The organism is Pseudomonas sp. PIC25, assembly GCF_002286785.1.
GTDB lineage: Bacteria > Pseudomonadota > Gammaproteobacteria > Pseudomonadales > Pseudomonadaceae > Pseudomonas_M.
The window spans coordinates 48,046-59,973 of the sequence record NZ_MUJY01000185.1; the positions used below are offsets into that span (position 1 = coordinate 48,046).

The window sequence follows — 11,928 nt, forward strand, 5'->3', positions numbered from 1 at the left end:
TTGACCTGGCCACGTCCCGATGCGATTATTTATCGATAATTATTAGCATTCGTTTCTGGCTCTGGTTGGCTCGGATAGCCCCGGCCTGACGATGCTCGCTTAAAAGGCCGTCGCCGCTTCGGAGTCAGGCGGACGAGGCCAACCAATATCTACGGGGAAAAACAGTGATCAAGAAGACCGGTCTGGCCACCTGCGTGGCGTCCGCGCTTTCGCTCGGCCTTTTGCAAGGGGCCATCGCCCAGGAAAGCTCCGATGCGGCAGTACTCGATACGCTCACCGTGGTCGGTGACACCAAGGAGGCCGAGCAGGATTCCTACAAGGCCAAGAGCAGCAGCGCCGCCACCAAGCTGGACCTGACGCCGCGCGAAACACCGCAGTCCATCTCCACTATCACCCGTGCGCAGTTGGACGACTTCAAGCTCACCAGTGTCAACGACGCGTTGAAGAACACCACCGGTATTTCCGTGGAAGAAGTGGAAACCGACCGGACCTACTTCACCGCGCGCGGCTTCGACATCACCAACTTCCAATACGACGGCCTCGGCACGCCCTTCGTCTATGGCAACCTCGACGGCAGCATCGATACCGCGCCGTTCGAGCGCATCGAGATCGTACGCGGTGCCAACGGTCTGATGACAGGCACCGGCAATCCGTCCGCCACCGTCAACTTCGTACGCAAGCGACCGACCCTCGAGCCCCAGGCCCGCATCGACCTGACCGCCGGCTCCTGGGACCTGCGTCGCATCGACACCGACGTGTCGGGTGCACTGACCGAGTCCGGCAACGTTCGCGGCCGTGTGGTCTACGCCAACGAAAACAAGAATTCCTACCTGGATCGCTATTCCCGGGAGAAGAATGTTTTCCACGGCGTACTGGAATTCGATCTGGACGACAGCACCCTGTTTACCCTCGGCCATACACTGCAGAAGACCGATTCCAACAGCCCGATGTGGGGGGCGCTGCCGCTCTACAACACGGACGGTTCGCCCACACATCTTTCCCGCTCCACCAGCACTTCGTCGGACTGGGCCTATTGGGACAACCAGGAAAACCGCACCTTCGCCGAATTGAGCCACCGCTTCGACAATGGCTGGGAAGCCAAGGGTGTGCTGACACGGGTCGAGAAGAAAAGCGATTCCCAGCTGTTCTATGTCTACGGTACGCCGGATAGAGATACCGGCCTGGGGCTGTTCAGCTATCCCTCCGCGTACCATGAGGAAACCAAGCAGTGGCTCGCCGATGTCTACGTTAGCGGCCCCTTCGCCTTGGGTGGTCGTGAGCATGAGTTGACGCTGGGCGCCAACTGGTCGAAGTCCGAGCTTGAAGACGTTTCGCGCTACGGAAGAGGAATCGGTACGGCCTTGCCGCCTCTGAGCGACTGGAGTGGTGATTATCCGGAACCGCTCTACGACGCTGCAATCGATGGCAGTTCCTTCGAGGACAAACAGAAGAGTGTCTATTCCGCTGCCCGCTTCAGCCTGACTGACAAGCTGTCGTTGATCGTCGGCGCGCGGGCGACCAAATTGGATAGCGAAGGGTTGAGCTACGGCGTTCAGAAGTCTCGCTCCGATGACGACATCACGCCTTACGCCGGCTTGGTATACGACATCAACGACCTCTTCTCGGTCTATGCCAGCTACACGGAAATCTTCGACCCTCAGTCGAGGCTCGATGCTAGTGGCAATCGTCTCGCGCCGGTCGAAGGGACCAGCTACGAAACAGGCGTCAAGGGTGAGTTGTTCGATGGCCGGCTGAATGTCTCCGCAGCGGTATTCAAAACCAAGCAAGACAACATTGCCGAAAGTGCCGGCTTCGTGAATGGTCGCCAAGCCTATTCGGGCGCCAACTACCTGAGCGAAGGCTACGAGTTCGAAGTCTCCGGCGAGGTGCTGCCGGGCTTGCAGGCCGTTGCCGGTTACACCTACGTCGATATCCAGGACGAGAATCACGAGCACGGCAAGACCTATGTACCCAAGCACCTGGTACGTGCCTCCGCGACCTACCGCGTTCCGTCCCTGGAACAGTTGAAGGTCGGCGCCAGTGTGAACTGGCAGGACGATATCCATCGCGACGTGACCCTGCCGAGTGGTGCTGGCGCCCAGATCGAGCAGGACGACTACGCCGTGGTCAATCTAATGGCCAGCTACGACATCGACCCGCACTGGACCGTCTCGGCCAACCTCAACAACCTGACCGACGAGAAATACCTGACCAGCCTGTATTGGGATCAGGGTTATTACGCCGCACCGCGCAACGCCAGCATGTCGGTCAGCTGGAAGTACTGATCCCTGCCTTGAAGCCCCACGCGCAGACCGCTGCCGTGGGGCTTTTTTTTTCATATCGGGCGTCAGGGTGTGAGGGCGTCCATCAGCGCATCCAGATTGTGCTCGTACAGGCCCAGGTAGGTACTGGCCGGACCTTCCGCCGCCAGGGCGTCGGAGTACAGCGTGCCGCCGACCCTGGCGCCGGCTTCGGCGGCTATCTGCTCGACGAGGCGCGGATCGCGGATGTTTTCGACGAACACCGCCTGCACACCCTCGTTGCGGATTTGCCGGATCAGGGCGGCGACCTCGGCGGCCGACGGCTCGTCGGTCGTGGACAGCCCTTGCGGTGCACGGAACTGCAACTGATAGGCCTGTCCCAGATAGGCGAACGCGTCGTGACTGGTGATGACGCGGCGCTTGTCCGCCGGCAGCCGGCCGAGGCTCTCCCTGGCCTTGGCGAGCAGGGCTTGCAGGCGTTGCAGGTAGGCGTCGCGGCGTTGGGCGTAGGTATCGGCATGCGTCGGATCGGCGGCCATCAGCGCCTGGGCGATGTTGCGCACATAGATTTCGCCGTTGGCGAGGCTCTGCCAGGCATGCGGGTCTGGGATGCGATGCCCGTTCTCATCGATGGTCAGCGGCACCACGCCCCGGCTCGCGTCGATGCGTTGGCCGCGCGCCTCGCCGGAGGCCAGCAGCCGGTCGAGCCAGGGTTCGAAGCCGAGACCGTTGGCGATCACCAGATCGGCCGCCAGCAGGGCCTTGGCATCGTCCGGAGTGGGTTCGTAGACGTGGGCATCTTCGTCGGGGCCGACCAATGTCCGCAGCACCACCTCGTCTCCCGCGATCTGCCGGGTAATGTCAGCAAGGATGCTGAAGCTGGCGACCACCTTCAGCTTTTCCGCAGCGGATAGGGAAAGCGGCAGAAGCAGGAGCAAAGCGGCGAATAACAGGCGCATCGAAGGGAACCTCAGGTAGCGATCGGCGAAGGAATACGGCGCAGCAAGCCGTGGACCGGCCCGGCCAGTACGGAGAGCAGGTAGGCCGCACCGGCCAGCAGGACGATGCACGGACCGCTGGGCAGCGCGGCGTAGTAGGAAAACAGCAGGCCGAGCCAGACGCAGGCGGCGGCGAGCAGGGCGGCGAGGGGCAGCAGGACGGGCAGGCGCCTGCTCCAGAAACGCGCCGCGGCGGCCGGCAGCATCATCAGCCCGACCACCATCAGCGCGCCGATGGCCTGGAAACCCACCACCAGGTTGAGTACCACCAGCATCAGGAACAGCCCGTGGGCCAGCGGGCCGAGCCGGCTGACGCTGCGCAGGAAGAGCGGGTCGAAGCTATCCAGGGCGAGCCAGCGATAGATCGCCACGAGAATTGCGAGACTGACGGAGGCGACCAGCAACATGCCATGGAGGGTCGTTTCGTCCACGGCCAGGGCGGAGCCGAACAGCAGGTGCAGCAGGTCGAGTCGCTTACCGGACAGGCCGAGCAGGAGCACGCCGCTGGCCAGGGAGATGGGATAGATCGCCGCCAGACTGGCGTCCTCGCGCAACCCAGTGCGGCGGGTGATCCAGGCGGCCAGTCCAGCCATGGCCAGGCCGGCGCCGAGACCGCCGAAAGTCATGGCCGGCAGGCTCAGGCCGGCCAGCCAGAAGCCCAGCGCGGCGCCAGGGAGAATGCCATGGGCGATGGCGTCGCCGATCAGGCTCATCCGCCGCAGAATCAGAAAGACACCCAGAGGCGCCGCACTGATGGCCAGCGCGATCCCGCCGAATAGCGCGCGCCGCATGAAGGCGAACTCCACGAAGGGCTGCCAGAGCGCATCCATCAGGCAACCCGCAGCCCACGCACGGAGAACGAATCGCAGATATTGGAAGTGAAACGGCAGCCATCTGCGGCGATTTTAAGGTTATTCGGGAAATAGCGGCGAACGATGTCCAGATCATGGCAGACCACGAGTTGGGTACGGCCTTCGCGCTGCCAGCGGGCGATCTGCTGCCACAGGAGCGTCTGGCCGGCTTCGTCGAGGGTGGCTGCCGGCTCGTCGAGCAAGAGCAGTGGCGCGTCGGTCAGCTCCAGGCGGGCGAGCAGGGCGCGTTGCAGTTCCCCGCCGGAGAGCGCCTGCAAGGGACGGTCTTGCAGTCCGTCCAGCACCCAGTTGGCCAGCGCCTGTTCGAGCCGCCGCCGGCGTTCGATGCGGGAAAGCCGGCTGCGCCAACTGCCTGCTGCGACCAGACCGAGCAGGTCGATGGGAAACTGCCGGTCGAAACTCTGTTGCTGGGCCAGGTAGCCGACCCCACCGAGCGAGGGAACCGCCAGGCGCAGTTGCCCGGCCAGGGGCTTATGCAGCCCGGCCAGTACCTTCAGCAGGCTGCTTTTGCCGCTGCCGTTGGCGCCAGTGATCGCGGTCAGGCTGCCGGCCGGCAGATGCAGGTCCAGGGGCGGAGTGAGTGGCCGACCGGCCGGTCCCCATTGCAAGCCCAGGCAGCGGATCATCGGACTTCCTCCCAGCTCCAGCGGCTCTCCGCCACGGCATCGTGGGCATGCAGGCTCTCGGCATGGACGACGCGTATCCGGAAACCCCTGACATCGTCGAGGCCGCGTAGTGCCTGATGCAGTCGGCGAGCCGCGTCTTCGCAGAACATCGTGTTCTGCCCGTTGGCCAGGGCAAAGGCTTGCTCGTCGGCGCGTTTCACCGCGGTTTGCACGGGCGTGGACAACGCTGCTTCGGCGCAATCCACAAAGCGCTCGATGGGAAAGTCCACGGCATCTCCATCCAACCTCACGCGCAGGCTGGCGGTACTGCGCTGGCTGTGGGGCGTAGCGACGATGCCTTGGCTGCTGCCCAGCCAGGCCAGTACGTCGGCGCGGTTCAGCGGGCGCTGGGCGAAATCCTCGACGAAGCGCTGCTGGATGAGCTGCCGGGCCAGCGCGGCAGAGCAGGGGCAGGTGGACGAATAACCGATCTCCACTTGCAGTTCCACGTGAAACCCAGCGGCATCCAGCCTCACCAGAACCTCGAAGGGATAGGTCTTCCAGCCGCTGAGCGGACTGACCAGTGCCGGACGACTGAGCAGCAGATTGCCCCGCAGGCGCAGCTCCGCGCGCTGGGAAAGCCCTTCGTGACTTTGGAGGAAGCGTTCCAGCACGTGCCGCACGAGCGGAACCGTCAGCGGTTCGTGCTCCAGTTCGGCCAGCGCCAAGTACAGGCGCGACATATGAATGCCGCGGGCGCTGCCGTCGTCCAGGCTGACGCCGGCATCTGCATGGGCCTGGATGCGGTGGCCATTGAGCAGCAGAGGCAGGGCGATGCCGCACATGCCGACCCAGTCGAGGGGCTGCTGCTGTTGGCTGGGCTGGATGGCGATATCCGGCAGGGTTATGGCGTTCATCGGGATTCGCTCGGCAGCAATGGTCGAACATAAATGTTATGTTATAACAATAACGGAAGCCAACCGGATTCAGCCATGACCGAAGAAGAACTGCTCCAACAGCCCCCCGAGGCCTACATGAACGAGGCCCAGCAAGCCTTTTTCAAGGAACTGCTGCTGCGCCAGCGCGAATCGCTGCGCAGCCGCATAGACGGCGAGTTCGACGAACTGCGCGAGCAGGATCGCCCGGCGGACGATGCCGACCTGGCCACCCGCGAGGAGCAGCGCCAGTGGCAACTGCGCCTGCTGGAACGGGAAAAGAAGCTGCTCGACAAGATCGACGAAGCCCTGGAGCGCCTGGCCCGGGGCGAATACGGCTGGTGCGCCGAAACCGGCGAGCCGATTGGCCTGCAACGGTTGCTCCTGCGCCCCACCGCGACGCTCTGCATCGAGGCCAAGGAGCGCCAGGAGCAACTGGAAAAACACCTGCGTAACGTCTGATGAGGAATGCCATGAACCCACGCCTGCCTGTCACCGTGCTGTCCGGTTTTCTCGGCGCCGGCAAGAGCACGCTGCTCAACCACGTGCTGAAGAATCGCGAGGGCCGCAAGGTCGCGGTGATCGTCAATGACATGAGCGAAATCAACATCGACGGCAGCGAGGTCCAGCGCGACGTCAGTCTCAATCGCGCCGAGGAAAAGCTCGTCGAGATGAGCAACGGCTGCATCTGCTGCACCCTGCGTGAAGACCTGTTGGAAGAAGTCAGCCGGCTCGCCCGGGAAGGTCGCTTCGATTACCTATTGATCGAGTCCACGGGTATCTCCGAGCCTTTGCCGGTGGCCGAGACCTTCACCTTCCGCGACGAACAGGGTCGCAGCCTGTCCGACCTGGCGCGGCTGGATACCATGGTCACGGTGGTCGACGGGCTGAATTTCCTGCGCGACTACCAGGCGGCGGACAGCCTGGCCAGCCGGGGCGAGACCCTGGGTGAGGAAGATGAGCGCTCGATCACCGACCTGCTGATCGAGCAGGTGGAATTCGCCGATGTCATCCTGATCAGCAAGATCGACCTGATCGGCCAGGCCGAGCGCGACGAACTGCTGGCCATCCTCGGGCGCCTGAACGCCACGGCGGAGATCATCCCGATGGTCATGGGTCAGGTGCCGCTGGAGAAGATCCTCGATACCGGCCGCTTCGATTTCGAGCGTGCCGCCCAGGCACCCGGCTGGCTGAAGGAGATGCGCGGCGAACACGTGCCGGAAAGCGAGGAATACGGAATTGCCTCCACGGCGTACCGGGCGCGTCGGCCCTTCCATCCGCAGCGCTTCTTCGATTTCCTCGACCGCGAATGGACCAATGGCCGCCTGCTCCGCTCCAAAGGCTATTTCTGGCTGGCCAGCCGGCCCCAGGACGCTGGTAGCTGGTCCCAGGCCGGCGGTCTGATGCGGCATGGCTTCGCCGGACGCTGGTGGCGCTTCGTGCCGCGCGAACACTGGCCGCAGGATGAGGAAAGTCTGGCGGCGATCATGCGCCACTGGACCGCCGAGGTGGGCGACTGCCGTCAGGAGCTGGTGTTCATCGGGCAGAACATCGACTTCGCCCGGCTGAGCGCCGAACTCGATGATTGCCTGTTGACCGATTCCGAATGGAACGAAGGCGTGGACGCCTGGCGGCGCCTGCCGGACCCCTTCAGCCGCTGGACCGAGGAGGCCGCCTGATGCTGGCGCGGCGATGGGCTCCAACGGTGCGGCAGCGGCTGGGCGCGCAGCCGGACGTGCTCGCCGATGTGCTGCTCGACGGGGTCAATCTGGCGGTGTGGCAGCGCGGTTTGCCCGAGGCCGTGGCAGCGTTCGCCGCCCGGCTGCTGGCCAGCGGCGAACCGCTGGCGCAGTCCGTCACCCTGGAGATCGAGGGCGAAGCCGAGCCCTCCTTGCCGTCGCTGGCCGGAGACTTCTCCGCGCTGCCCGGCCACGCTGACTTCGTCGCCGACGTGGCCTGGCTGGTGCGGGCCTACGCATGCCTGCTGGAGGCCCGGCGCATCGGTTTGCGTCTGCGGGTATTGGACAAGGCCATGTGCCCGCGCTTTCACGTCGACCACGTGCCGCTGCGGCTGGTGACCACCTATGCCGGGGTCGGCAGCCAATGGCTGGAAGAGGGGACGATGGATCGCCGCCGCCTGGGCGATCCGGCCGCCGAACCGTCGGAGGGTATCCGGCAGATCGAGACTGGCCATGTGGCGCTGCTCAAGGGCGAGAAGTGGATCGGCAACGAAGGCGCCGGCCTCATCCACCGCTCGCCGCAACCGGCGCCGGGCGAACGCCGGTTGTTGCTGACGCTGGATTGGCTTGGCTGAGTCGCTCAGGGCTTCAGCCAATTCCCCTTGCTCTGCTGCTCACAATAGGGCTTGAGGAAGGCGGCATCGCTGGCCACGCCGTAGTAATGGATATCCTGCCGGTACGGCATGTTGCTCGCCTGGGCGTCGCTGCAAATACCGAAGGCGCCCTGCGGGCACTGCTCGACGAATTCCACCTCGACTTCCTGCCCCTGCAATTTCGGCTGGCAGAAGCCGCTGCGGAACAGCGCTTCGGGGATGCTGCGGTTCTGCTGGCAGACTTTCACGTCCAGCCGTTCGGCACGGCTGTGCACGATGCAGGCCTCGGCCTGGGCGAACAGGGGCAGGGCGGCCAGTAAGGAAAGGAACCAACGGCGCATGAACGATCTCCCGATGACGGACGCGCACTTTAACAGAGTGGATTTGTCTGCGGCCCGGACAGGCCTCACCATAAGCCCATGCTCGAACACATTCCCACCCACCTGATCGCCGGCCCCCTGGGTGCGGGCAAGACCAGCCTGATCCGCCACCTGCTGGCACAGAAGCCGGCCGGCGAGCGCTGGGCGATCCTGATCAACGAGTTCGGCCAGATCGGCCTGGACGCGGCGTTGCTGACCACCGATCAAGACGGCATCGCCCTGGGCGAAGTGGCGGGCGGCTGCCTGTGCTGCGTCAACGGCGCGCCGTTCCAGGTCGGACTGGGCCGGCTGCTGCGTAAGGCGAAGCCCGACCGCCTGTTCATCGAACCCTCCGGCCTCGGCCACCCGGGCGAACTGCTGCGGCAACTGCGCGAGCCGCCTTGGGAAGGCGTACTGGCCGTGCAACCGTGCGTCATGGTGCTGGATGCCCAGGCCATGGTGGCCGGCCAGCCCCTGCCGGGCAGCCAGCACGACGCCCTGCCGGAAGCGGCGCTGCTGGTCTTGAACAAGGCGGAACATCTCGACGAGGCGACCCGTGCCCGGCTGGCCGAGGCGTTGCCACCCATCACACTGCATTGGACGTCCCAAGGGGCGCTGCCGCTGGGGCGGTTGCCCGGCATCGACCGGCGCCCGGGGGCGGGCGCCGCGTCCTTGCCTCAGCCCGAGGGATCGGCGGCGCTGCCGGCGCTCTGGCGCGATCCGGCGCAGCCCATCTGCCAGACCCATGCCCAGGCCGAAGGCTGGAGTATCGGCTGGCGCTGGCACCCGAGCCAGCGCTTCGAACTGATGCGTGTCCAGCTCTGGCTGGCCAGTCTGCCCTGGCGACGGGCCAAGCTGGTGTTGCAGACCAACGCCGGCTGGCTGTCCGGCAATGCCCTGGACGGCCAGCCGATCCACTGGCAGGCCAGCGAATGGCGCAAGGATTCGCGCCTGGAACTGATCTTCACGGGTCCGCAGGACGAAGCGACGTTGAAGGCCGGGCTGGAGGCATGCCGCCTCTGACCCGGCCGCGGATCAATCCCGATCCATCCGCGAGTGGTGGCGGGTGTCCTTCATGAACACATACACCAGCAGCGAGCAGGCGATGCAGCCGGTGACGTACCAGTAGAAGCCGCTCTCCATGCCGATGCTCTTGAACCATAGGGCGAGGTACTCGGCGGTGCCGCCGAAGATCGACACGGTCAGCGCATAGGGCAGGCCGACGCCGAGGGCGCGAATCTCGGTGGGGAAGAGTTCGGCCTTCACCACGGCGTTGATCGAGGTGTAGCCACTGACGATGATCAGCGCCAGCATGATCAGCAGGAAGGCGTCCCACCAGTTCTGCACACCTTGCAGGGCGCTGAGGATCGGGTAGGTGAAGAGGGTTCCGAGCACGCCGAAGGCGATGAGGATCGGACGCCGGCCGATCTTGTCGGACAGCGCGCCGATGATGGGTTGCAGCAGCATGAACAGGAACAAGGTGGCGGCCGAGATCATGGTCGAGTCGTTCTTGCTCATCCCGACGCTGTTCACCAGGTACTTCTGCATGTAGGTGGTGTAGGTGTAGAAGGCCAGGGTGCCGCCCATGGTCAGGCCGACCACGGTGAGTACTTCCTTGGGATAGCGCAGCAGGGTACGCAGCAGGCTTTCCTTCGGCTTGTCCTTCTTCTGGGTGAAGGACTCGGTTTCTTCCATGCCGCGGCGCAGGTACAGCGCGGCGACCGCACAGAACGCGCCGATGAAGAAGGGCACGCGCCAGCCCCAGCTTTCCAGTTGCTCGGTGCTGAGTGTCTGCTGCAATGCGATCAGAACGCCGAGGGCAATGAGCTGGCCGGAGATCAGCGTGACGTACTGGAAGCTGGAGTAGAAGCCACGCTGCTCCTTGGTCGCCATCTCGCTGAGGTAGGTGGCCGAGGTGCCGTATTCGCCGCCCACCGACAGGCCCTGGAGCAGGCGCGCCAGCACCAGCAGGATCGGTGCGGCGACGCCAATGGTCTCGTAGCCAGGCGTCAGGGCGATGATCAGCGAGCCGCCGCACATCATCAGGACCGACAGCAGCAGCGCCGCCTTGCGTCCCTTACGGTCGGCGTAGATGCCCATCAGCCAGCCGCCGATCGGGCGCATCAGGAAGCCCACGGCGAAGATCGCGGCGGTGTTGAGCAGTTGGGCGGTCATGTCGCCCTGGGGGAAGAAGGCTTTGGCGAAGTACAGGGAGAAGGCGGCGTACACGTACCAGTCGTACCACTCGACCAGGTTACCCACGGAGCCGCTGAAGATGGACTTCAGGCGCTGCGAGGTGGTTCGGGGCACGGCAGGGGCAATCAGGGTGCTGGAATTGTCCATCACTTTTCCTCTCTTGTCGTTATGGCGCCGGTCGGGCCGGCGTTGGGTGAGGAAGGCGATAGCAGGCGTCGTGCCAAGGCTGGAGGCCGCGTAGGCCGCGGCTTTTCGGGCGGGTGGCGTCATTCCGGTAAGCAAGATCGTGCCGAAGCGGACGGAACGGAAGCGGAAATCCGCTCACGTTCCGGCGCTTGGAAAACCCGGATCGAGGACACCTCGTCAGGGATGGGCGTTGAACCAGGCGAGGATGTGCCGGGGCGAGGCGGAGAACCACTCATGGCCGCCCAGGGGTTCGGTGTAGCGGGTGGTTTCGATGCCCTGGTAGAGCAGCCGGTCGTAGTACAGATCCATGCTCCACCAGGGCACTACGGCATCGACGAAACCGTGCAGGAAGGTGGTCGGCGGATGATTCGCCGGCAGCTCCGGCACCACGCACACCGGGCCGCTGCAGGTGGCATAGGATGCCGACTGGATGGCCAGCGCCTTGAACTGGCCGGGGAAGGACACCGCCATCCGGCTGGTGTTGTAGCCGCCGCTGGAGATGCCGGTGGCGTACTGGCGGCTGGGGTCGAGCCGGCCGAAATGCCCCTGGCGGATCGCCTGCAGCACGTTGCCGATGAACCGGTAATCGGTGCTCAGCTCGTAGGTTTGCGCGAGGCCGGGAATGTTGGTCTGCCAGAACAGATCGGCCGGGGCGCTGGGGGCGATCACCGCGTAGCCGTTATCCAGCAGCTTCTGGATCAGTTTTCCCTCGTAGAAACCGCCGAAGGGCATGTTGCTGTAGTAGGTGAAGTCGTCCAGCGGGAAGAACGAGCCTTGGTAGATCAGTACCACCGGCCAGCCCTTGGCCGGCGGCGTGCCCAGGGGCGTCTGGTAGATCACCTGGCGGATGCTCAGCGGCCCGGACGAAATCCAGGTGGTCTGGTAGCTGCAACTGACCTTGGCGGGTAGGAGCAGCGTCGCGCTTCGTTCGCTGCAACGGGAGTCGGCCCAGGCGATGCCGGTGCCGAGCAGGGCGAGAAGCGCACAGAGGAGCGAACGGCAGGTAGTACTAGTAAAAGAGCGCAGCATGACGAGTACCTTCTTGTAATTGTCTGACTCGAATGGCTGAACGGCTCGCCCTGAACCACTCAGGCGGTGGGTGCATGACACTCCGGCTCCCTGGCAGCCTGCGTCCTGCGCTGCGGGAATGACGATCCCTGCATTCTTGTCATCAAATCGAAACA

General features: G+C 64.5%; 12 protein-coding genes. 5 read left to right on the forward strand and 7 right to left on the reverse strand.

All coding sequences use genetic code 11. From position 1 onward, the window contains the following. Positions 1 to 164: 164 nt before the first annotated feature. Positions 165 to 2,285 carry a TonB-dependent siderophore receptor gene (locus BZL41_RS25430; protein ID WP_095601836.1) on the forward strand — a complete coding sequence of 707 codons (2,121 nt, stop codon included), beginning with the start codon at positions 165 to 167 and terminating at the stop codon, positions 2,283 to 2,285. 62 nt (positions 2,286 to 2,347) lie between these two features. Here BZL41_RS25430 and BZL41_RS25435 read toward each other — a convergent pair whose 3' ends face one another. The 4 genes from BZL41_RS25435 to folE2 are packed head-to-tail and all read right to left on the reverse strand — an operon-like array spanning position 2,348 to position 5,653. Beyond that, on the reverse strand, positions 2,348 to 3,220 hold the full coding sequence (locus BZL41_RS25435; protein WP_095601837.1) for a metal ABC transporter substrate-binding protein: 873 nt from the start codon (positions 3,218 to 3,220) through the stop codon (positions 2,348 to 2,350). Positions 3,221 to 3,231: 11 nt separating this feature from the next. Further along, entirely contained in the window at positions 3,232 to 4,089 is an 858-nt protein-coding gene (locus BZL41_RS25440; RefSeq protein WP_095601838.1) for a metal ABC transporter permease, read from the reverse strand. Next, positions 4,089 to 4,757: a metal ABC transporter ATP-binding protein gene (locus BZL41_RS25445; RefSeq protein WP_095601839.1), complete on the reverse strand. Its 669-nt coding sequence runs from the start codon at positions 4,755 to 4,757 to the stop codon at positions 4,089 to 4,091. The genes BZL41_RS25440 and BZL41_RS25445 overlap by 1 nt, the downstream gene beginning before the upstream one ends. Next, on the reverse strand, positions 4,754 to 5,653 hold the full coding sequence (gene folE2 / locus BZL41_RS25450) for a GTP cyclohydrolase FolE2 (protein WP_095601840.1): 900 nt from the start codon (positions 5,651 to 5,653) through the stop codon (positions 4,754 to 4,756). The genes BZL41_RS25445 and folE2 overlap by 4 nt, the downstream gene beginning before the upstream one ends. A gap of 75 nt (positions 5,654 to 5,728) precedes the next feature. Here folE2 and dksA point away from each other — a divergent pair, with 75 nt between their 5' ends. The 3 genes from dksA to BZL41_RS25465 are packed head-to-tail and all read left to right on the forward strand — an operon-like array spanning position 5,729 to position 7,985. Further along, a complete protein-coding gene (dksA, locus tag BZL41_RS25455) occupies positions 5,729 to 6,133 on the forward strand; it encodes an RNA polymerase-binding protein DksA (protein ID WP_095601841.1) in 405 nt (134 codons plus the stop codon). 11 nt (positions 6,134 to 6,144) lie between these two features. Next, the gene (zigA, locus tag BZL41_RS25460; RefSeq protein WP_095601842.1) at positions 6,145 to 7,350 is read left to right on the forward strand and encodes a zinc metallochaperone GTPase ZigA; all 1,206 of its coding nucleotides are present in this window, start codon (positions 6,145 to 6,147) and stop codon (positions 7,348 to 7,350) included. Beyond that, positions 7,350 to 7,985, forward strand: a complete 636-nt coding sequence (locus BZL41_RS25465) for a DUF1826 domain-containing protein (RefSeq protein WP_095601843.1) — start codon at positions 7,350 to 7,352, stop codon at positions 7,983 to 7,985. Before zigA ends, BZL41_RS25465 begins: the two co-directional genes overlap by 1 nt. Before the next feature lie 5 nt (positions 7,986 to 7,990). On the opposite strand, the gene BZL41_RS25470 is transcribed toward BZL41_RS25465, so the two are convergent. Next, on the reverse strand, positions 7,991 to 8,344 hold the full coding sequence (locus BZL41_RS25470; RefSeq protein ID WP_095601844.1) for an NADH:ubiquinone oxidoreductase: 354 nt from the start codon (positions 8,342 to 8,344) through the stop codon (positions 7,991 to 7,993). 78 nt (positions 8,345 to 8,422) lie between these two features. Between BZL41_RS25470 and BZL41_RS25475 the strand changes: the two genes are divergently transcribed. Continuing rightward, on the forward strand, positions 8,423 to 9,385 hold the full coding sequence (locus BZL41_RS25475) for a GTP-binding protein (protein ID WP_095601845.1): 963 nt from the start codon (positions 8,423 to 8,425) through the stop codon (positions 9,383 to 9,385). 12 nt (positions 9,386 to 9,397) lie between these two features. Here the strand turns inward: BZL41_RS25475 and BZL41_RS25480 are convergent, their stop codons facing one another. Beyond that, positions 9,398 to 10,705, reverse strand: coding sequence for an MFS transporter (locus tag BZL41_RS25480; RefSeq protein ID WP_095601846.1), 1,308 nt, complete (start codon positions 10,703 to 10,705; stop codon positions 9,398 to 9,400). A 216-nt stretch (positions 10,706 to 10,921) separates the two neighbouring features. Beyond that, complete coding sequence (locus BZL41_RS25485; protein WP_095601847.1) at positions 10,922 to 11,773, reverse strand: plasmid partitioning protein; 852 nt, start codon at positions 11,771 to 11,773, stop codon at positions 10,922 to 10,924. Positions 11,774 to 11,928 lie beyond the last annotated feature (155 nt).

What these genes read in the sequence shown, in the direction of transcription:
- BZL41_RS25435 (WP_095601837.1), bottom strand. Translation starts at nt 3,220, where the DNA reads ATGCGCCTGTTATTCGCCGCTTTGCTCCTGCTTCTGCCGCTTTCCCTA.
- BZL41_RS25440 (WP_095601838.1), bottom strand. Translation starts at nt 4,089, where the DNA reads ATGGATGCGCTCTGGCAGCCCTTCGTGGAGTTCGCCTTCATGCGGCGC.
- BZL41_RS25445 (WP_095601839.1), bottom strand. Translation starts at nt 4,757, where the DNA reads ATGATCCGCTGCCTGGGCTTGCAATGGGGACCGGCCGGTCGGCCACTC.
- folE2 (WP_095601840.1), bottom strand. Translation starts at nt 5,653, where the DNA reads ATGAACGCCATAACCCTGCCGGATATCGCCATCCAGCCCAGCCAACAG.
- dksA (WP_095601841.1), top strand. Translation starts at nt 5,729, where the DNA reads ATGACCGAAGAAGAACTGCTCCAACAGCCCCCCGAGGCCTACATGAAC.
- zigA (WP_095601842.1), top strand. Translation starts at nt 6,145, where the DNA reads ATGAACCCACGCCTGCCTGTCACCGTGCTGTCCGGTTTTCTCGGCGCC.
- BZL41_RS25465 (WP_095601843.1), top strand. Translation starts at nt 7,350, where the DNA reads ATGCTGGCGCGGCGATGGGCTCCAACGGTGCGGCAGCGGCTGGGCGCG.
- BZL41_RS25470 (WP_095601844.1), bottom strand. Translation starts at nt 8,344, where the DNA reads ATGCGCCGTTGGTTCCTTTCCTTACTGGCCGCCCTGCCCCTGTTCGCC.
- BZL41_RS25475 (WP_095601845.1), top strand. Translation starts at nt 8,423, where the DNA reads ATGCTCGAACACATTCCCACCCACCTGATCGCCGGCCCCCTGGGTGCG.
- BZL41_RS25480 (WP_095601846.1), bottom strand. Translation starts at nt 10,705, where the DNA reads ATGGACAATTCCAGCACCCTGATTGCCCCTGCCGTGCCCCGAACCACC.
- BZL41_RS25485 (WP_095601847.1), bottom strand. Translation starts at nt 11,773, where the DNA reads ATGCTGCGCTCTTTTACTAGTACTACCTGCCGTTCGCTCCTCTGTGCG.